Origin of the sequence: Halomonas sp. BC1 (genome assembly GCF_002078135.1) — a bacterium.
GTDB lineage: Bacteria > Pseudomonadota > Gammaproteobacteria > Pseudomonadales > Halomonadaceae > Vreelandella > Vreelandella stevensii.
The window spans coordinates 108,154-128,440 of record NZ_LFGS01000007.1 but is presented as its reverse complement, the minus strand read 5'-3'; the positions used below and the strand labels follow the sequence as shown (position 1 = coordinate 128,440).

The 20,287-nt window shown below is 56.2% G+C and carries 17 protein-coding genes; 12 read left to right on the top strand and 5 right to left on the bottom strand.

Features of this window, described 5'->3' with window-relative positions:
- Positions 1-22: 22 nt before the first annotated feature.
- Positions 23-1,156 (bottom strand): aminomethyltransferase family protein, encoded by a 1,134-nt coding sequence (locus B7L72_RS07240; RefSeq protein ID WP_044630293.1) that lies wholly within the window; start codon positions 1,154-1,156, stop codon positions 23-25.
- A gap of 501 nt (positions 1,157-1,657) precedes the next feature.
- Between B7L72_RS07240 and glnT the strand changes: the two genes are divergently transcribed.
- From glnT to B7L72_RS07185, 12 genes are all read left to right on the top strand, one after another.
- A complete protein-coding gene (glnT, locus tag B7L72_RS07235; protein ID WP_044630292.1) occupies positions 1,658-2,992 on the top strand; it encodes a type III glutamate--ammonia ligase in 1,335 nt (444 codons plus the stop codon).
- A gap of 80 nt (positions 2,993-3,072) precedes the next feature.
- Positions 3,073-3,990, top strand: coding sequence for a class II glutamine amidotransferase (locus B7L72_RS18205; RefSeq protein WP_044630291.1), 918 nt, complete (start codon positions 3,073-3,075; stop codon positions 3,988-3,990).
- Entirely contained in the window at positions 3,991-4,677 is a 687-nt protein-coding gene (locus B7L72_RS18200; RefSeq protein ID WP_240312657.1) for a GltB/FmdC/FwdC-like GXGXG domain-containing protein, read from the top strand.
- A gap of 13 nt (positions 4,678-4,690) precedes the next feature.
- Positions 4,691-6,016, top strand: coding sequence for an FMN-binding glutamate synthase family protein (locus tag B7L72_RS07225; protein ID WP_044630290.1), 1,326 nt, complete (start codon positions 4,691-4,693; stop codon positions 6,014-6,016).
- A 541-nt stretch (positions 6,017-6,557) separates the two neighbouring features.
- A complete protein-coding gene (locus tag B7L72_RS07220; RefSeq protein ID WP_139788465.1) occupies positions 6,558-7,241 on the top strand; it encodes a dimethylamine monooxygenase subunit DmmA family protein in 684 nt (227 codons plus the stop codon).
- Positions 7,238-8,176 carry a PDR/VanB family oxidoreductase gene (locus tag B7L72_RS07215; protein WP_044630289.1) on the top strand — a complete coding sequence of 313 codons (939 nt, stop codon included), beginning with the start codon at positions 7,238-7,240 and terminating at the stop codon, positions 8,174-8,176. The genes B7L72_RS07220 and B7L72_RS07215 overlap by 4 nt, the downstream gene beginning before the upstream one ends.
- Before the next feature lie 18 nt (positions 8,177-8,194).
- Positions 8,195-9,226: a heme-dependent oxidative N-demethylase family protein gene (locus B7L72_RS07210; RefSeq protein ID WP_044630288.1), complete on the top strand. Its 1,032-nt coding sequence runs from the start codon at positions 8,195-8,197 to the stop codon at positions 9,224-9,226.
- A gap of 24 nt (positions 9,227-9,250) precedes the next feature.
- Positions 9,251-10,582, top strand: coding sequence for an ammonium transporter (amt, locus tag B7L72_RS07205; protein WP_044630287.1), 1,332 nt, complete (start codon positions 9,251-9,253; stop codon positions 10,580-10,582).
- Positions 10,583-10,666: 84 nt separating this feature from the next.
- Positions 10,667-11,005, top strand: a complete 339-nt coding sequence (locus B7L72_RS07200; RefSeq protein WP_044630286.1) for a P-II family nitrogen regulator — start codon at positions 10,667-10,669, stop codon at positions 11,003-11,005.
- A gap of 156 nt (positions 11,006-11,161) precedes the next feature.
- The gene (locus B7L72_RS07195; protein ID WP_240312656.1) at positions 11,162-12,904 is read left to right on the top strand and encodes an NADH-ubiquinone oxidoreductase-F iron-sulfur binding region domain-containing protein; all 1,743 of its coding nucleotides are present in this window, start codon (positions 11,162-11,164) and stop codon (positions 12,902-12,904) included.
- Positions 12,905-12,914: 10 nt separating this feature from the next.
- A complete protein-coding gene (fdhF, locus tag B7L72_RS07190) occupies positions 12,915-15,749 on the top strand; it encodes a formate dehydrogenase subunit alpha (RefSeq protein ID WP_044630285.1) in 2,835 nt (944 codons plus the stop codon).
- On the top strand, positions 15,746-16,006 hold the full coding sequence (locus B7L72_RS07185; protein WP_044630284.1) for a hypothetical protein: 261 nt from the start codon (positions 15,746-15,748) through the stop codon (positions 16,004-16,006). The genes fdhF and B7L72_RS07185 overlap by 4 nt, the downstream gene beginning before the upstream one ends.
- 126 nt (positions 16,007-16,132) lie before the next feature.
- Here B7L72_RS07185 and B7L72_RS07180 read toward each other — a convergent pair whose 3' ends face one another.
- The 4 genes from B7L72_RS07180 to B7L72_RS07165 form a co-directional block, all read right to left on the bottom strand.
- Positions 16,133-17,515, bottom strand: a complete 1,383-nt coding sequence (locus B7L72_RS07180) for an NAD(P)-binding domain-containing protein (protein ID WP_044630283.1) — start codon at positions 17,513-17,515, stop codon at positions 16,133-16,135.
- A gap of 139 nt (positions 17,516-17,654) precedes the next feature.
- Positions 17,655-18,461, bottom strand: a complete 807-nt coding sequence (locus B7L72_RS07175) for a PAS domain-containing protein (RefSeq protein ID WP_081135857.1) — start codon at positions 18,459-18,461, stop codon at positions 17,655-17,657.
- On the bottom strand, positions 18,458-19,135 hold the full coding sequence (locus tag B7L72_RS07170; protein WP_044630282.1) for a response regulator: 678 nt from the start codon (positions 19,133-19,135) through the stop codon (positions 18,458-18,460). Before B7L72_RS07170 ends, B7L72_RS07175 begins: the two co-directional genes overlap by 4 nt.
- A gap of 9 nt (positions 19,136-19,144) precedes the next feature.
- On the bottom strand, positions 19,145-20,287 hold a 1,143-nt coding region (locus tag B7L72_RS07165), incomplete at its 5' end, for a sensor histidine kinase (RefSeq protein ID WP_254893774.1).

Sequence of the window (20,287 nt, the reverse complement as noted above, 5' to 3'; positions counted from 1 at the left end):
TCCTTTTTATTGATCGTTTCATCTAGCCTTTGGCAATGCGCTTTTGTTTGTCAGGGTCATCAAAAGGCAAGCTATGGCTGCTGGCAGTGGCTTGCAGGCTGCCACGTATTTCCAACGGCACACCGTGCTCGGCATAAGGAACATCAAGGCGCGCCAGTGCCATGGAGCGGCCACTAAGCCTTGAAAACATGCCTTCGGTAACAATGCCGACCTGCTTGTTATCTGCCCAGAGGGTGTCCCCAGCGCTTGCCGCCTCCTCGCTGTCAATCAATACACCAAAGATCTTGAAGCGCTCCTTGCCCTTGAGGCGGAAGTGTTCGCCTGCCCCCCGGAACTCGGTCTTGTCCTTGGATACGGTGAAGTCCAGCCCCAGCTCCCATAGCGTGTCGCCGGCGGGCTGGTCGGGGAAGGGGTATGTCTCGGAGTTATCAACGGGATAGAACAGCAGGTTACTTTCCACGCGTAGCCAATCGAGTGTCTCGAAACCGCATGGCACGATGCCCATGGGGGCACCCTTGTCGAGGATTTCGTCCCACACAGAGGGAGCATCCTTGGCCTTGCAAAAAATCTCATAGCCGCGCTCACCGGTATAGCCGGTGCGTGAAATCATCACATCAAAGCCAAACAGGCGGGTCTGCAAATGGTGGAAGTAACGCAGGTCGCGAATACTCTCAACATGCTTTTCAAGAAAGTCGACGGCCAATGGCCCTTGCAGTGACAAGTCGTGAAGATCATCGTCAAACATCAGGCTGACGTTACGACCCAAGGCACCTAGAGTGAGCATTTCCTGGCCCAGACCGGTGCCATGCACCACCAAGTACGCATTCGGCGCCAGGCAGTAGACAATGCAATCATCCACGAACTTGCCAGCCTCGTTGAGCATGGTGGCATAGACAGATTTTCCCGGGTAAAGCTTTGACATATCCCGCGTGGTGGCATGGTCTAGCAGCACTTTGGCATGCGGGCCAACGCAATGGATCTTTTTCAGACCAGAGACATCCATCAAGCCTGCTTGGGTGCGAATGGCGGCGTGGTGATCGGCGGTATCCGCTCCCGCGTAACGAAACGCAGTCCCCATGCCGTTCCAGTCTTCCAGTGTCGCACCGAGTGCATGGTGGCGTTCGGCAAGGGCAGAAGTACGCCATAACGTTGTCATATCAATTCTCCTTCCAGTCGGTTAGGGCAGGTTTTCCAAAAGAAACCAGAAGTGGCTGTCGCCCTTTATGGATTCTTTAAAAGAAATTATATTTCCTTGCAGTGAAGCAATAAGCTTGCCATGACGTGTCAGTGCATACAGAAAATGCATGAGACACAGGTTTATTTCATATAAAAAACAGTTACTTATTTTTTGAATTTTTAGGTCGATATATTCGCCATATTTTCCTCCAGGTTTTTATATGCGTGTCATTTGTTCTTTATGGGTGCGCTTTTTGGCAAATTTGCACCGTTATGGCGCGGTCAAGGCACAGAAACCAATAGGAGAAAAGATGGGAAATGCTTTCTTGAAATCCTGAATTAAATATTTATTTCATTTAAATCAGTGTTTTGTAGGTATTTGAGGAGGTTTTTTAACGGTCGACGAGACATTCTGGCATGCTATGTGCCTTTCTTTTTGGGAAATATAGTTTCTTGAAAAGAATTTTTAAGAGGGTTGAGTATGTCTCCAGAAGCTGCTGTTGAGTTGATCAAAGAGCATGACATCCGTTATCTGCTGGCCCAGTTCGTGGATATACACGGTGCGGCCAAAACCAAGTCAGTGCCGGCTAACTGCCTGATGGATGTCGTTGAGAAAGGCGCGGGGTTCGCTGGCTTTGCGGTGTCGGGCCTTGGCATGCAGCCCCATGGGCCGGATTTTATGGCCAAAGGTGATTTGAACTCGTTGTCGTTGGTGCCGTGGCAGAAACACTACGCTCGCATGGCGTGCTGCGGTTACGTCAATGATGCCCCGCACGCGCTGGACAGCCGCGTTGTCATGATGCGTCAGTTAGAGCGGCTAAACGAGCTGGGCTGGACGTTGAACACCGGCCTGGAGCCTGAGTTTTCCTTGTTCAAGCGGGGAGCGTCCGGTGAGCTGTTGCCGGTTGATGAGAGCGATACGCTGGCCAAGCCCTGCTACGACTATAAAGGCTTGTCGCGCTCACGCGAGTTTCTGGAAAGGTTGGTCGAAGCGCTTCAGGCGGTGGACTTTGATATCTACCAAATTGATCACGAAGATGCCAACGGCCAGTTCGAGATCAATTACACCTTCAGTGACGCCCTGACCTCTGCTGACCGCTTTACCTTTGTGCGCATGGCTGCCGGTGAAATCGCCAACGAGCTTGGCATGGTGTGTTCCTTTATGCCCAAGCCGCATGCTGATCGGCCTGGCAACGGCATGCATATCCATCTTTCCATTGCTGATAAAGACGGCAATAACGTCTTTGGCGATGACAGCGACCCCCAGCATCTTGGCCTGTCGACGACGGCTTACCATTTTCTGGGCGGGTTACTTCATCACGCCCCGGCGCTATGTGCCTTTGCTGCCCCAACGGTGAATTCCTACAAACGCCTGGTGGCCGGCGGTTCGGCGAGCGGGGCGACCTGGGCACCGGTATTCATTGCCTATGGTGATAACAACCGTTCGGCCATGGTGCGCGTGCCTTATGGCCGTCTTGAATTCCGTCTCCCCGATGCTGGCTGCAACCCTTATCTGGTTCACGCCGCCCTGATTGCGGCGGGAATGGATGGCATCGAGCGCAAGCTGGACCCCGGCAAGGCGCAAAACATCAACCTTTACGAGCTCACGCCAGAGCAGTGCCAAGCGCAAGGCATCGAGATTCTGCCGCAGTCGCTTAAAGAGGCGATTGATGCCCTGGAAGCGGATACCCATCTGCGCGATGGCATGGGCGCCGAGATCGTTGGCGAGTTTATCAAGGTCAAGCGTGAGGAGTGGAAAGAGTACAGCCGCCAGGTATGTGAATGGGAAGTTCAGCGCTATGTAGAGTTTTTCTAACGTCATTTTATTTTTTCATAAGTTCCTTTGCGTGCTTAGGCGCCCATGACGCCTCAGCGTGAATCTATCGAGGTAATGCTATGTGTGGAATTGTCGGGCTTTATCTGAAAAACCCGCAGCTGGAAAGCCGCTTGGGTGAGCTGTTTGAGCCGATGCTTATTGCCATGACAGACCGTGGGCCGGACAGTGCCGGTTTTGCGGTGTATGGCGACGAATATGATGATGGCGTCAAGCTGACCCTGCAATGTGATAATGCCGATTACGATTGGCAGGCGTTCGCCGACAGGCTGCAAACCGCCTTCGGCAGCCTGGCGTCATGGTTTCAGAATGCCAACGTGGGGGTGTTCAAGATAGCCGAAGAAGAAAGCCGCGTGCTGGGTTGGCTGGCGGATCATGCGGCTGACCTTCGCGTGATGAGTGCCGGAAAAAGCATCGAGATTCTCAAAGGTGTCGGCTTGCCCGGTGAAGTGGCAACCCGTTACAAACTGAGCAACATGCGCGGCAGCCACGCGATCGGGCATACCCGCATGGCTACCGAAAGTGCCGTCACGCTGCAGGGCAGCCATCCTTTTTCAACCGGGCTGGATCTGTGTCTGGTGCATAACGGCTCCCTGTCCAACCACAATCGCCTGCGCGACAAGCTCAAGCGTCAGGGCATTGTTTTCCAGACCGATAACGACTCTGAAGTTGCCGCTGGCTATTTGACCTGGCGGATGGCCAAGGGTGAATCCCTTAATCAGGCCCTGACCGGAGCGCTCAAAGACCTGGACGGTTTCTTCACGTTCACGATCGGCACACGGGATGGATTTGCGGTCGTGCGCGACCCGATTTCCTGTAAACCCGCCGTTATTGCTGAAACCGATGACTACGTGGCAATGGCATCCGAGTACCGCGCCCTGGCTGACCTTCCGGGTATCAAGGAGGCAACTGTCTGGGAGCCGGAGCCGGCAAAAATCTATGTATGGGAACGTGACGGTATAAAGGTGGAGGCTGCCTAAATGATGAAACATTACGACCTTGCGAGTTCCAGTCTGCGAGAACTCAACCAGGCACTGCATGATCCGCAAATGACCGCCAGCGAGCGTGAGTGGCGTGTCAGTAATTCCAACGGGGCGCACAATATTGCCTGCGGGCTCAATGAACAGATCAGCGTCGAAATTGATGGGCATGCCGGCTATTACTGCGCGGGCATGAATCAGAAAGCGCATGTCACCGTGAACGGAAATGTCGGGGTTGGCGTGGCCGAGAACATGATGTCGGGCAAGGTGCATGTCAAAGGCGATGCGTCCCAGTCGGCGGGTGCTACCGCTCACGGTGGCCTGTTGGTCATTGAAGGCAATGCCTCGGCGCGCTGCGGTATTTCCATGAAAGGGGTGGATATCGTGGTCAAGGGTAATATCGGCCCGATGAGCGCTTTCATGGGGCAGGCCGGCAGGCTGGTGGTGTGCGGCGATGCCGGTGAGGCGCTGGGCGACTCGCTCTACGAAGTGCACATCTATGTAAAAGGGGAAGTGGCGTCTCTGGGGGCGGATTGCGTCGCCAAGGAAATGCGTCAGGAGCACCTGGACGAGCTGGCAGATTTACTCAAACAGGCAGGTAGCGACGAAAACCCTGGCGACTTTACGCGCTATGGATCAGCGCGCCAGCTCTACCACTTCAAAGTCACCAATGCCTCGGCCTACTGATCTGGAGCCTGACATGACAGATAACACGATTAATCCGGCACTGAGAGAGTCCGCTACCTTTGGTCGAGATGTCATCGCCGAAATTCAGCGTGCCGCCGAAACAGGCATCTACGACATTCGCGGTTGGGGTGCCAAGCGCAAGGTGCCAAATTTTGATGATCTTTTGTTTCTCGGTGCGAGCATGTCGCGCTACCCGCTTGAAGGCTATCGGGAAAAATGCGACACCGAGGTGGTATTAGGCACCCGCTACGCCAAAAAACCGATGGTGATTGATACCCCGGTGACCATTGCCGGTATGAGCTTTGGTGCCTTGTCAGCACAAGCCAAGGAAGCGCTGGGGCGCGGAGCATCGGAAGTCGGCACATCGACGACCACAGGTGATGGCGGCATGACCGCAGAAGAACGCGGTCAGTCATCCAAACTGGTCTATCAGTACCTGCCGTCACGCTATGGTATGAACCCGGATGATTTACGCAAAGCCGATGCCATCGAGGTGGTCTTAGGGCAGGGCGCCAAGCCGGGTGGCGGCGGGATGCTGCTGGGCCAGAAAATTTCGGATCGTGTCGCCCACATGCGCACGCTGCCCAAAGGTATTGATCAGCGTAGCGCCTGCCGCCACCCGGACTGGACGGGGCCCGACGACCTGGCCATCAAGATTGCCGAATTGCGTGAAATTACCGACTGGCAGGTGCCCATCTTTATCAAGATTGGCGCGACGCGCACGTATTACGACGTCAAGCTGGCGGTGAAAGCCGGCGCGGATGTTGTGGTGCTGGATGGTATGCAGGGCGGCACGGCAGCCACTCAGGATGTGTTTATCGAGCATGTCGGTATTCCCACCCTGGCGGCGATTCCTCAAGCCACACAGGCCCTGCAGGAAATGGGCGTTCACCGTGAGGTGCAGTTGATCGTCTCGGGCGGGATCCGTAACGGTGCTGACGTTGCCAAAGCCATTGCCCTGGGTGCGGATGCCGTGGCCATTGGTACGGCTGCCCTCATCGCCTTGGGGGATAACCATCCACGTTTTGAAGAAGAGTACCGCAAGCTGGGTTCAGCGTCTGGCTATTACGATGACTTCCAGGAAGGAAAATGCCCAGCGGGGATCTCGACGCAGGACCCAGAGCTGAGCCAACGCCTTGACCCGGTGGAAGGTGGCAGGCGGCTGGCCAACTACTTGCGTGTGCTGACCCTGGAAGCGCAGACGTTGGCCCGAGCCTGCGGGAAATCCCACCTGCATAACCTGGAACCGGAAGATCTGGTGGCCTTGAATATCGAAGCGGCTGCCATGGCGCGAGTGCCCCTGGCGGGTACCACCTGGGTGCCTGGTCAAACGTTTTAGGCTGGCATTGGAAGGTCAATCTGCTATCTGGTGACAGGTAGCTGCCTGCATCATTAAACGCTATCCCGAAGGCTGGATACCCCTTCCAGGCTTCGGGTTTTTTTATGCTCTTCAGCAACACCTATCAAGCCTTCGATGCGGTAGCGTCAAGTGCTGTTAAACAGAAATGCCAAGCAGGGTTTTAAAAAACAACTTTTTAATTGTTGTGCAGGATATCGCTTAAAAAGAGCGCGCGCCCAGTGTGTTTAGTTGGCGTGATGAGTGGTTTCTTTAGTGTATATATAAAAAGAAATATTCACTATTTAATTTTTATCCAGATAAAGGTCAGCGGATGCACTAATACAGGCTTTTTAAAGCGTCATCTGCACTATTACAGCGCGGCCTCTTTTTGTTCTTTTTTTATAAACCTATGAAATTAAGATTATTTTTTTTTTTGGCATGAAACGTGCTTTATCTACAGTAAATAAAATATCACCACAAGAACTAAATGGAGCGGCTTAAGTATCGCTGGTGATATTTAGGTTTCATATATAAAACCTTGATGTCTTTCGATTCCGTCTCTGTCGTGCTGGCATCCATTAACCGGGTATTTATCAAGGGGAAAAAGTCAATGCAGCATAACGCTCTTCCTGATGATGACAGGATAAAAAGCAGGCCGATATATGTAACGCCTGAGCATCCCGCAACAGCTAACTACTATGTGTGTGTGGCTGAGCCAGACGCGGTAAATCTCATCATGAAACATGTGGCGCCGATTGATAAACACCGGACGCCGTTTCATTTCATTATCTGTGCTGATCGCGCTGACGCGCCCCCGGCGGGGTTGCCGTCTGAGTGGCAGAACGTGCCACTGCAATGCTGCGACCGTGACGCACTTTCCACCACGCTGGCGACCCAGCTGGAAACATTGACCCAAGGTTGCCATGTGATTGTGGCGGGCAGCGAAGCGTTTTTATGGGATGTACATACCCTGGCCCTGGCACACGGGCTGCTCGACGCTGAAATCACCTTGCTGCCTTCAGCAGATAACGCCCGACGCGTGTTTTGCACGCACTGCCGTTTTATGAGCGAGCCTGTCACGGCGTCACCCACCCGCTGCCAGGGGTGTGGGCTCACGTTGGAAGTTCGCGATCATTTTTCACGTCGCCTGGGGGCCTATATGGGCGTGCGGATAGATGCCGAGGTGCCCGGTGAGGTTCCCCGCGAGGAGGTGTTTGACTCATGAGTGACCTGATTCCGGTACGTGTCGCCGAGATCGAGCAGATCAGCTCGATTATCAAACAGTTTACGTTTGTTGCTGATGAAAAGCCCCTGCCGCCGTTTTCTGCCGGTAGTCACGTGGTGGTGCAGATGGAAGGTGAGGGGAAGCGTTTCCGCAATGCGTATTCCTTGATCAGCAACCCGGCTGACAGCAGTCATTATCGCATCGCGGTGCGGTTGCAGGAGCGCTCCCGAGGAGGCTCTCAGTTCATGCATGGTGAGTTTCGCCCAGGGGACAGGCTGTTTATTTCTCCGCCCGCCAACATGTTTCTACCGGATTGGCAGGCGCGGCACCACATATTGATTGCCGGTGGCATCGGAATAACGCCGTTTCTTTCTTACGGCTATGAGCTGGAACAACGTCAGGCCTCCTTTGAAGTGCACTACGTGTATCGCAATGCCGAAACAGGGGCCTTTCGTGAGGCCTTGACGGAGCGTTTTGGCAACAGGCTTTACTGCTATTCCGGCGAACGTCCCGACTTTTACACTCTGCTCGGACACCAGCCGCTTGGCACCCACGTCTATGTTTGCGGCCCGGAGGCGATGATTCAGGACGTCAAAGCCACAGCGAGTGCGCTGGGCTGGTCACCTCAGCGGGTTCATTACGAAGCCTTCACGGCTCCTCAGCCAGGTAAGCCTTTTGTAGCCAGGCTTTCACGCTCGCAGCAGGACGTCGCCGTCGCGGGGGATACGCCTCTGCTTGACGCTCTGGAAGCCCATGGCCTTGAGATACCCAATATGTGTCGTGGCGGTGTATGCGGCCAATGTAAAACCTCGGTGGTGGACGGTGACATCGAGCATCGGGATGCGTTTCTCGATGATCAAGAGAAAGCCAGCCAGCGCTGCATCATGCCTTGCGTGTCACGTTCAGCGAGCGACTACCTGGTGCTGGATCTATAAATCAAGGGGGAAAACACCATGCAACTTGCACCGCGAGATACCCAGGCCTTCCGAGGCCAGTTTACCTACCGCAATAGTCCCGAGGCCGTGAGACGCTTTCCCTTCCCGTTTCCGGAAGATGATTATATGTACTCAGTCAATACTGAGCCGCATACGCTGCCGGGCCCCAAGGGCAGTGTTTACGAACATATGCTCGATATCGATGAACATTATCTGTGTGAAACAGCAGAAAGGGCGATGGTGCTGGAAGAGGACCCCGCTCGCTGCCTTGCCATGCCCCACATGGAACAGGCGTGCTGGGACCTGCTTGAATTTGTCATGACCCACTATGCCCAGGATTATCCCGAACATTTTTCCTTCACCCAACAGGGCGATCAATGCGAGTGGATTAATCGCCCCCTCGGCATTCATCAGACCTTTGTGATGGGCGACGCAAGCACTTTGCCCATGCCGCCGATGGAGTTTATCGGACGCCAGATGCAGGGGGATTTTGCGTTACTGGATCAACGTGATGCAGACCTCTTCATGGACGCAGGCGTAATCACATCACCGGCTGACTGGTCGCTGGCCTTTGATGCCGGAATGAGTTTCAAACAGTGGCATGGCCCTGTGCCGCTGGCTCATGAGATGGGTATTTTTGATCGGGTCCTTAAATATCTGTGCGCCATTCAGGTGGGCAGCCCGATTCGTCGTTTGAACTGGACGATGACGATCCACCCACGCATGGACAGTTCCCCTGAAACCTATCACCAATGGGGGGCAGACCGAACCACGATTACCCCCGAGAACGTAGGCAGGGATGTCTTTCTGCGTGTCGAGTTACAGACACTGGTACGTATGCCCCGAAGCCATGCGCTGTTCTTTGGCATCCGCACTTATCTGATCAGCATGGACGACCTCACAACCAATAAGGCCTGGGCCAAGCGGCTGCATCGCGTGCTGGCCAATCTGCCCGAGGCACTGGTGGATTACAAAGGGATGACACGCTACCGCGACACTGTCGTGGAGTGGTTAAGCGAATACGACCACGAACTCCAACCACAAACCTGAAACCTGCTAGCCGAGAGGACACTCATGAACGAGATAACGCTAGAGCTGAGTTATGCGCTCGATACCTTCTATTTTCTAGTCTGTACCGCCTTTGTCATGTTCATGGCCTGTGGTTTTGCCATGCTTGAATCAGGGTTGGTCCGGTCAAAGAACACGGTCGAGATACTGACCAAAAACGCGATGCTGTACTCCGTTGCGTGCCTGGTTTATCTGGTGGTTGGCTACAACCTGATGTATCCCGCCAACCCAGTCAGCAGCTTTATTCCCGGGTTGGATTTCATGCTGGGCAGTGATAACAGCATGGCCGATATTTCGGCGGGAGAAGGCTCACCTTATTACTCTTCCATGGCTGACTTTATTTTCCAGGCGGTATTTGCCGCTGCCACCATGTCGATTGTTTCCGGGGCAATTGCCGAGCGTATGAAACTGTGGCCTTTCCTGGTGTTTGCGGTCTTCATGGTCGGAGTGATTTACCCCGTGAACGGGTTCTGGAAATGGGGCGGTGGCTTCCTGGATGAAATGGGCTTCCAAGATTTTGCCGGCTCCGTTGTGGTGCACATGGCAGGCGGTGCCGCAGCACTGGCCGCTGTATTGATGGTTGGCGCACGTAAAGGCCGTTTCGGTCCCAATGGTGAGGTACGGGCCATTCCGGGCGCCAATCTGCCGATTGCCATGCTTGGCATGTTTATTCTCTGGATGGGCTGGTTCGGGTTCAATGGCGGCTCGATGCTGAAAATTGCCAGCCTGGATGATGCCAATGCAGTGGCACGTATTTTCGTCAATACCAATACCGCCGCAGCCTCGGGCATGGTAGCGGCCGCTCTGCTGTACCGTGCCTTGTTCGGCAAGACCGATATGACGATGGTCATGAACGGCGCATTGGCCGGGTTGGTGTCCATTACGGCTGAGCCGCTTCTGCCCGGGCCGGGAATGGCCATGCTGGTCGGTGCGATCGGTGGTGTGGTGGTCGTGCTCTCTGTGCTCGGGCTGGACCGCCTCAGGATCGACGACCCCGTGGGTGCCATTTCGGTACATGGCAGTGCGGGTATCTGGGGGATTGTCGCCGTTGTATTCACTAACCCTGACGCCACGCTAGGCATCCAGCTGCTCGGCACCGTGATTATTTTCGCTTGGATGTTCGGTGCCAGTCTGGTGGTGCTTTTCATTATACGTGCCGTAATGGGGCTGCGTGTCAGCGAGCAGGACGAGTTTGAGGGCATGGATGCCCACGAATGCGGTATGCACGCCTACCCTGAGTTCGTTTCGGCCAATACATCGGACATGGATGGCACCCCCCTGCGGAGCAGTGCAGCGGCCGACGGCCTGCTGGCCAGCCGGAAACCTGTTCAACGTTAAATGATTCTCCGAGGCCAAGGCCCATTAGATAAACACGGGTCTTGGCTTTTCGTGAACTGATGATGAAAACCTAGAGGCCATACCATGCATATGATCGCAGCTATTATTCAACCCCATAGGCTTGAAGATGTCAGAGAAGCGTTATCTGATATCAATGTTCAAGGACTCACTGTGACTGAGGTTAAAGGGTTTGGAAGGCAGAAGGGGCATACCGAGCTTTACAGGGGGGCGGAGTACACTGTGGACTTTGTGAACAAGATGAAAGTCGAAGTGGGAGCCTGTGATTCCCAGGTCGACACAGTGATCGAAGCGATTAAAACAGCCGCATACTCTGGTCGTATTGGAGATGGGAAAATATTCGTCTATCCACTTTCCAATGTTATACGCATACGCAGTGGTGAAACTGACGAGGCGGCGTTATAGCTCCTTTTTAGCGAGGCTTGCGTTTTCTGCTTATTCCAACAGAAATCCGCGTACAAAACAGTGGGGTCGCCCGTCGGCACCGCTGTTTTTGCTCGAAAATCTACGGATTATCTCGAGGGTGCTCTGCCCCGACATGCCTACGAAAGGTGAAACGAAGTGACTGACAGTATGGCTCCGCAGCAACCAACCCATTTCCCGCCCTTTCGTGGTAAAGCCCGCGGCAAGCCACGCGGACGCTCACTTGCCCCGGACGCCCTGGATGCCTTGCGTCAACTGCTCGGTGATGAACGCGAGCAGCCGCAGCGGCGCCAACGTGATCTGTTGATCGAACATCTGCACGCGATTCAGGATGCCCTTGGCCACTTGCCGCTGACCCATCTACGCGCCCTGGCCGCTTACATGAACCTGCCCATGGCTGAGGTGTACGAAACCGCCACCTTCTACGCCCACTTTGATGTCATCCACGACGATCAATCGCCGCCTCCAGCGCTGACGCTGCGGGTATGTGATTCCCTGTCCTGCCAGCTGGCCGGTGCTGACGCTCTGCGCAATGCACTTGCGGTAGGCACCGACCCCGCCGAGGTGCGCGTGTTGCGCGCCCCCTGCATGGGCCGCTGTGATACGGCGCCTGTGGTGGAAGTGGGTCATTACCATCTGGGCCATGCCAGTGTTGAGCGCGTTCAGGCGGCCATCGCTGCCGATCACATTCACCCTGAACCCTTGGACTGGCCACGCCTTGACGCGTATCGGCAAACCGGTGGTTACGCCCTGCTCAGCGCCTGCCGGGCGGGGGAGGTGAGTGTTGAAAGCCTGATGGACACCCTGGAAAAGGCCAACCTGCGCGGGCTGGGGGGCGCGGGTTTCCCGACCTTTAAAAAATGGTTTTTCGTCCGCGCCGAGGCCGGGCCGCGCTACTGCGCCATCAACGCCGATGAAGGCGAGCCGGGCACCTTCAAGGATCGTTATTACCTGGAGCGCGCGCCCCATCAATTTCTCGAAGGCGCCTTGATCAGCGCCTGGGCCGTGGAAGCAGACGCCCTGTACATCTACTTGCGTGATGAATACCCGGCGCTGCATACGGTGTTGCATCAGGCCATTGCGGAGCTGGAAGCCGCCGGGCTGGTGGCACCGGGCTATATTGTGGTGCGCCGTGGCGCGGGGGCGTATATCTGCGGGGAAGAATCGGCGATGATCGAATCGCTGGAAGGTAAACCCGGCAAACCGCGCCATCGCCCACCGTTTGTGGCCCAGCGTGGATTATTTGACCGCCCGACTCTGGTCAATAACGTCGAAACCGTCTATTGGATTCCGGCCATTTATGCCCAGGGCGCCGACTGGTTTGCCAGTCAAGGCCGCCATGGTCGCAGTGGCCTGCGCAGCTTTTCGGTCTCTGGCCGGGTGAAAAACCCGGGTGTACATCTGGCCCCGGCGGGTATCACCCTTAACGAGCTGATCAACGAATATGCCGGTGGCATGCAGGACGGCCATCAGCTTGCCGGCTACCTGCCCGGTGGCGCCTCGGGCGGCATTCTGCCCGCCAGCAAGGCCGATATCCCACTGGATTTCGACACCCTGCAGGAGCACGGCTGCTTTATCGGCTCGGCGGCGGTAGTGGTGTTTTCCGATCACGATAACCTGCGTAATGTAGCGACCAATCTGCTGGGCTTTTTCGCCGATGAATCCTGTGGCCAGTGTACGCCCTGTCGCGTGGGTACCGAGAAAATGCTCACCCTGCTGGAACGCAGCACCTGGGATGTCGACACGCTGGAGCGGCTTTCCCAGGTGATGATGGATGCGTCCATCTGCGGCCTGGGGCAAGCCGCCCCCAATCCAGTGCTGGGCCTGCTGCGCGATTTCCGCACTGAGCTTGCCGCCCAGAACGTCATTTTCAAAGGGTAAGGAGAACCTTATGAACCAAGAGACCTTTACCCTCACGCTGGATGGCGCAGCCGTGACGGCTTACCCCGGCGACACCCTCTGGCAGGTCGCCAAGCGCGCCGGAGAAACCATTCCGCACCTGTGCTTCAAGGATGCCGAGGGCTACCGTGCCGACGGCAACTGCCGCGCCTGCATGGTCGAAGTGCAAGGCGAACGCGCCCTGGTCGCCAGCTGCCTGCGTGAGGCCAAGCCTGGCATGGTGGTGCATAGTGCCACCTCTGAACGCTCGCGGGTGGCCCGCGAAGGCGTGCTGGAAATGCTCGCCGTGGACCAGCCGCCCCGCGAGCAGAGTCCGGACGCCTCCAGCCATTTCTGGGCCATGGCCGATCAGCTGGCGATTGATGTCGGTGAGGTAAGTGAGCGCTTACCCAAGCGCAGCGAGCGAACTACGCCCACCGTGCACCATGTGGCCGAGCGCGAAAGTGCCGTCGTCAAAGACCGCTCGCACAGTGCCATGGCGGTCAACCTCGATGCCTGCATTGAATGCAACCTGTGCGTACGCGCCTGCCGCGAAGTGCAGGTCAACGACGTCATTGGTCTGGCCCATCGTGGCAGTGCCTCAAAAATTGTTTTCGACTTTGATGACCCCATGGGCGACAGCACCTGTGTGGCCTGTGGCGAATGCGTGCAGGCCTGCCCCACCGGGGCCCTGATGCCCGCCACCCTGGTTGACGAACACGGCGTGGGGGACAGTGTCGCGACTGATAAACAGGTCGACTCTGTCTGCCCCTATTGCGGCGTCGGCTGCCAGCTGACCTACCACCTCAAGAACGACGAGATTGTCTATGTGGAAGGCCGCAACGGGCCGTCCAACCATAATCGTCTGTGCGTGAAGGGTCGCTTCGGGTTTGACTACCCGCGCCATCCGTCACGCCTGACTACCCCGTTGATCCGCCGTGAGGGTGTGGCCAAGGGGCTTGATCCAGACTTCGACCCCGCCCAGCCGCTGACTCACTTCCGTGAGGCCAGCTGGGAAGAAGCGCTGGAATTTGCCGCCACCGGCCTGATCACGCTGAAAGCGGAACAGGGGCCGCAAGCGCTGGCGGGCTTTGGTAGCGCCAAATGTTCCAACGAAGAAGCCTGGCTGTTCCAGAAGCTGATCCGCACTGGCTTTGGCACCAATAACGTCGACCACTGCACTCGGTTGTGTCACGCCAGTTCGGTCGCCGCCCTGATGGAATGCCTGGGCTCTGGCGCGGTGACCGCGTCCTTTATGCAGGCCGCCAACGCCGATGTGGTGATTCTCACCGGCTGCAACCCGGCGGTAAACCATCCGGTCGCGGCCACCTTTTTCAAACAGGTCGCCAAGCGCGGCACCCAGTTCATCATCATCGACCCCCGTGGTCAGGCGCTGGACGCCTACGCCCACCTGAGCGTGCGCTTTAAACCCGGTGCTGACGTGGCGCTGTTCAATGCGCTACTCAATGTCATCGTCACGGAAGGCCTCTATGACGAGACCTACATTGCCGAGCATACCGAAGGCTTCGACGCCCTCAAAGCGCATGTGGTCGATATGACCCCAGAGGCCATGAGCGCCCAGTGTGGCGTAGAGGCTGAGACCATTCGCGAGGTAGCGCGCCTGTATGCCAATGCCGAGCGTGCGATGATCTTCTGGGGCATGGGCATCTCTCAGCATACCCACGGCACCGATAACGCCCGCTGCTTGATCTCACTGGCCCTGGCCTGTGGCCATACTGGCCGTCCCGGCACCGGCCTGCACCCGCTGCGTGGCCAGAACAACGTTCAGGGCGCCTCGGACGCGGGTATGATCCCCATGGTGATGCCCGACTACCAGCCGGTCGGCGATGATCAGCTGCGCTCCGCCTTTGAGGAACTGTGGAATACGCCGCTGGATAATCAGCCCGGCCTGACCGTGGTCGAGATCATGGATGCCATTCATGCAGGCACCATTCGCGGCATGTACATCCTGGGTGAAAACCCGGCCATGTCTGACCCCGATCTCACCCACGCCCGTGAGGCGCTCGGCAAGCTGGAGCATCTGGTGGTGCAGGACCTGTTCGTGACCGAAACCGCCCAGTTCGCCGATGTGATTCTGCCTGCCTCGGCCTGGCCCGAGAAAGACGGCAGCGTGACCAACACCAACCGTCAGGTGCAGCTGGGCCGTGCGGCCATGCCGCTGCCCGGCGATGCCCGCCCGGACTGGTGGATCATCCAGCAGCTGGCCAACCGCTTCGGCCTGGGCTGGCACTACCAGCACCCTAGCGAGGTGTTTGCGGAAATGAAGCAGGGCATGGCCTCGCTGGATCATATCAGCTGGGAACGCCTGGAGCGCGAACAGTCGGTGACCTACCCCTGCCCGAGTGACGACGCCCCCGGCCAGGACGTCGTCTTTGGCGATGCCTTCCCCCGCGAAGGGGGCAAGGCCAAGTTCGCCGCCACCCGGCCCATTCCGCCGGATGAACCGGTGGATGACGACTACCCAACGGTGCTCACCACCGGCCGCCAGCTGGAGCATTGGCATACCGGCTCGATGACTCGGCGTGCCAAGGTGCTGGATGAGCTGGAACCGGAAGCTGTGGCCAGTCTCTCCATCAATGAAATGCAGCGGCTGAAGTTGGCGCCGGGAGACCGCCTGACCATCACCACCCGGCGAGGCCGTATCACACTGGCCGCACGGGTTGACCCCGGCATGCCGGATGGCATGGTATTTATCCCCTTCGCCTATGCAGAAGCGGCCGCCAACCTGCTGACCAACCCCGCGCTGGACCCGGACGGCAAGATCCCCGAGTTCAAATACGCCGCCTGCCGCCTGGCCGCCGTCGAAAAAGAGGAGGTCACCTCATGATGATCACTGAGCTGGTGGATGGCGAAGATTTTCGCCAGCGCCTGGTCAGTATTGGGCTGGTGCCGCCGGTGGACGCCAGCCCCGCTGACTTAGCCGAAATCGCTGCCTGCGTCTACAAGGCGAACGGCCTGGCCGAGCTGCCGGAAACCGTTGCGGATCTGCTGCGCTATAAGGAGGTCATGCTGCCGGAAGTGCTTGAGGCCATTGAGACAAGCCTCTCGCCGGTGCTTGAAGACGAGATAAAAGGAAAAGCCTGAAGGGTAGGGTGAACGTTGAGAGCAAACAGGCAGGCGCGAGAGCCAAGTTAATAAAGACAGACAGTTCGTCAGACTTCCGGCAGCTGCCCCATGGGCCATCTGCCGGTTGCTTTTATACGCTTACTGTCAGGTTTCCATTGCATCTGCTTGGGCGGTGGTGGCATCGTCATGCGTGGCCAGATAGGCCTCCAATGAGTCGTCCATCGCGTGTAACCAGGGCGTGTGGTGGGAAGGTGCCATGGTGCCTGTCATCAAGGAGCGGTAGGAGTGGTTACGGAAGGCCATGATGTCATCATGCTTGTGATGCTCCCATTCCAGAAACGTCTTGTTAACGCCGTCAATGTCAAAGCTGGGATAGTCGGTTTCATCAATCAGGGACTTCACGTAATCCCCCTGGAAAACAATCATGTCTTCATCGCTTTCCAGTGTTTCCTCGCGTGCTCGCCAAGCGGCACTATCGCTGCGCATTTCATTTTGGCTTGGCAGCGGAATACGCCCAAGAATGATGTCGCGTACGTACCAGGCCTGTGCATCAAACATATTAAAGGTATAAAACTGATCTTGCATGCCTAGGTAGAACAGCTTGGGGTTGTGCTCCCAGGCAACGCCTTTGTAAAGATCCAGCGGCCACATACGATTGCTGGTTTTCAAGCGCAGTGACTCTTCAAGGAAGGGGAAGTGGTGCAAGTAACCGGTACACAGGATAATAGCGTCGATAGGTTTTGAGGTGCCGTCCGCAAAGTATGCTCTATCGCGATCTACTCGCAATAGTAGTGGTTTTTCTTCCCAGTTATCAGGCCACTTGAAGCCCATAGGTCGAGAGCGGTAACTGGTGGTGATCGTTCGAGCACCATATTTGTAGCACTGAGAGCCAATATCTTCGGCAGAATAGCTACTGCCCACCAGTAACAGATCCTTGTCTTTGAACTCCAACGCATCGCGAAAATCATGGGCATGGAGAATGCGTCCGCCAAAATTTTCGAAACCTTCGAATTCCGGCACGTTAGGGGTAGAGAAATGCCCGGAAGCGACGATGACATGATCGAATGTCTCAGTGCTGAGCGTATCCGTGGTGTGGTCGTGGGCAATGACGGTAAAAGTCCCGTTGGCCTCGTCGTAGCTGATGTGGCGCACTGGACAATTGAAGCGGATGAACTTACGAACACCGGCTTTCTCAACGCGGCCTTTTATATAATCCCAGAGCACAGCCCGTGGCGGATAAGAGGCAATAGGACGACCAAAATGCTCTTCAAAAGAGTAGTCGGCGAACTCCAGGCATTCTTTCGGCCCGTTGGACCAAAGGTATCGGTACATACTGCCGTGAACCGGCTCACCGTTTTCATCAAGGCCGGTGCGCCAAGTGTAGTTCCAAAGCCCACCCCAGTCAGACTGTTTCTCAAAACAGACCAGCTCCTGTGGCTCTCCGCCCTTTTCATGTGCCGATTGAAAGGCTCTAAGCTGTGCCAGACCGCTTGGGCCGGCGCCGATGATTGCGATACGCTTTTTCATAGCTAGTTTCCTGTACGTGTCCTGACAGATTTGAACGAAATGTCGTGATAGGAGGCGAGAAAACCTCTCGCTCGCTCACTACCAACCTAGTGGATCGGCACAGACAACAAAATTACTCAGAGAGGGTAGTCAAAAAGAGTTATCTATCGGTATGAGAGGTCGATGGGTCGGCGTCAAAGGCGATGATAACGCCTTCGACGCCAAGCACAGCGGCGTTATGTGAGTAAACGCCATGTCCCTTTTCGTTCACACGAAGCAGATGTCCATCGGCGCACTGAATACGATAATCCAGCTCAAAGCTGCGGTGTTCACGCAAGGCATCCTGAACTTCTTCCCAGACCTGGTCGGCATCCTGGGGGTGGATCATGTCTCCGTAGCTGATCAGGGAATGGTTAAGCAGCGTTTCGGCCGTGTAGCCGGTCAATCCGTAGCAACCGTCACTGACGTATTCCATGGTCCAGCGGCGATTGTTACGGGCTCGATAAACCATCACAGGAAGTCCATTCACCAGTTGCGACAGGCTGCGATGGCTAGCAGAGAGAACCTGATTACGTTGTACCTGAGGCGTAATATCACAGAGGGATAAGCTGGCAGGCCAGGCAGAGCCAACCCCGAGGGGTTGGGCGCGTAACTCACACCAGCGTAGCTCATGGCCGGCCCCCATCACTCTCAACCATAACGGTGCGGGACTTTCCTGACGATTTACCTGACAGCACACCTGTTGCCAGACATCTCGGTCAGCAGGGTGAACATACTCCAGCAGGTGGGACGGTGTAGCCTCACTGTCGGCGTCAATCAAATGCTGCCAGCTACGGTTGGCAAACAAGATTTCACTGTTGTCATTTACGATCAGTACGGCTTCGTTCAGGCTATCCAGCAAGCTTGAACAAGGCGGTGTGTTGGGGGGACGCTTCCTGAAGGTGAATGGCATCAAAAGGCACATCATGGCGCATCCTCATCAGGTAAAGGGTGCGTGTGTACCCAGGCGGCCAGTTCGAGACGCGAGTTGACATTGAGCTTACGTAGCAGGTTTTTGACATACACTTTGACGGTGCTGTCACTGATGCCCAGTTCACGGGCAATCAGCTTGTTGCTAAGCCCTTTGGTAATCCACATCAAGGTATGGCGTTCGCGCTCGGTCAAGCCTTCCGCCCAGCTTGAGGAAGCGGGCATGTCATCCATAATATCCAGGCGATCGGCACGCAAGTGCTGCGCCAGCATCATGACAACATCATCATTGAGCGCTATCTTGCCATGCAGGAGAGCATCAAGACGCTCGAGAATGATATCCGGATCGGTATCTTTGAGCAGGTAGCCATCAGCGCCAAGCTGAATGGCTTTCAGTAAGTCATGGCTGTCGTCTGACGCGGTCAGCATTACGACCCAGGTATCTTCACACCTGGCCTTGATCTGCTCCAGCAGAGATAAGCCGCTGGTGCCCGGCATTTGCAGATCGATCAGTAACAGCTCAGGATCCAGGCGCTCCAGGTTCTGGAGGAGCTCTTCAGCATTGCCGAACTCTTCCAACATATCAAAGCGCTGACTTTCGCTGAGCAGTTGTGCAACACCACGTCGAAATAAAGGATGGTCATCGACTAAAACAACTCGTGTAGGGTTCATCGCATTTCTCTATCTGTCATCCGTAACGATCAATTCGACACGGGTACCGCCACTGGATAGTGATCCTACGTGCAGGTGGCCACCTATCTTTTGGGCACGCTCGTGCATGATGCCCAGCCCGAAACTGCCGCTGCCAGCATCTTCCGAAATGATGCCCTGTCCATTGTCATCGACACGCACCAGCAACTCCCCTTTAACCTGCGGGAAAAGCTGAATACGAACATGCGAGGCGTGAGAATGACGCACGCTGTTGCTGAGAGCTTCGCGCACAATCAGAAGCACCTGAATGGCGGTCTGTCTGGATAAGCCTTCTGGTTGGGCTCGATTGTCCAGTTCGAATACCAGCCCTGAAAGCTGCTCGAATTCCTCTACTGTGCGTACTAGCCCCAAGTGGAGTGAATCATCCTCCAGAGTGAGCCTGGCGGTGGTGATCAATTCGCGGGTTTGGCGGTAGGTTCGCTGGGTTTGCAGGTGGATATCGCTGGCCAGCGTCTCAAGTTCCGGCGCAAGCTGTCGGCAAGCCTTCTCCAGGCGCGAGGTGCGCAGCCGCAAATACCCCAGCTCTTGGGCAATGGTGTCGTGTAAGCCGGCGGCATAGTCGCGACGCTCTTCTTCTACCGCCTGTTCGAGGTGCTGATGGTGCGCCAGGCAAATCTTTAAGCCTTCCATGAAGGCTCTGCGTAACGGCTCGAAAAACGGGTTCTGCGGCCATCCGCCTGGTAGCAATAACCAAGCCTCCGCCTTTTTATCCAGCGTAAGCTGCTGTGCGTATAGGGGGTGGGGCCAGCATGGAAGCTGACGCTGTGAGGGTATTTCCCTGCTCCCATTGACGAGGTCGTCTGTACGTCGATAGCGCGTGGTTAACGCCGCTTCCATAGCGGTGGCCTGATCTACTGTCAGGGTAATGCCGGAAGGCGTCACCAGGGTCAGCGAGTGGGCCTGCGACATTCGCAAGGCGAGGCATAAACAGGAACCTTCGATAGCGGTGTAGGTGGCTGGAAGCTGACGTTGCAACCAGGTAAGAACCGTCGGTAAGTCAACCGCCAGGTGGTGGCATGCGGCGAGGCGCAAGGTAAGCCCGTTGAGTACCTGGTCGCTTATGAGCGGTTCCGGCTGAGACGTTTTTTCAGGTTGAATTACCCGACGTTGAAG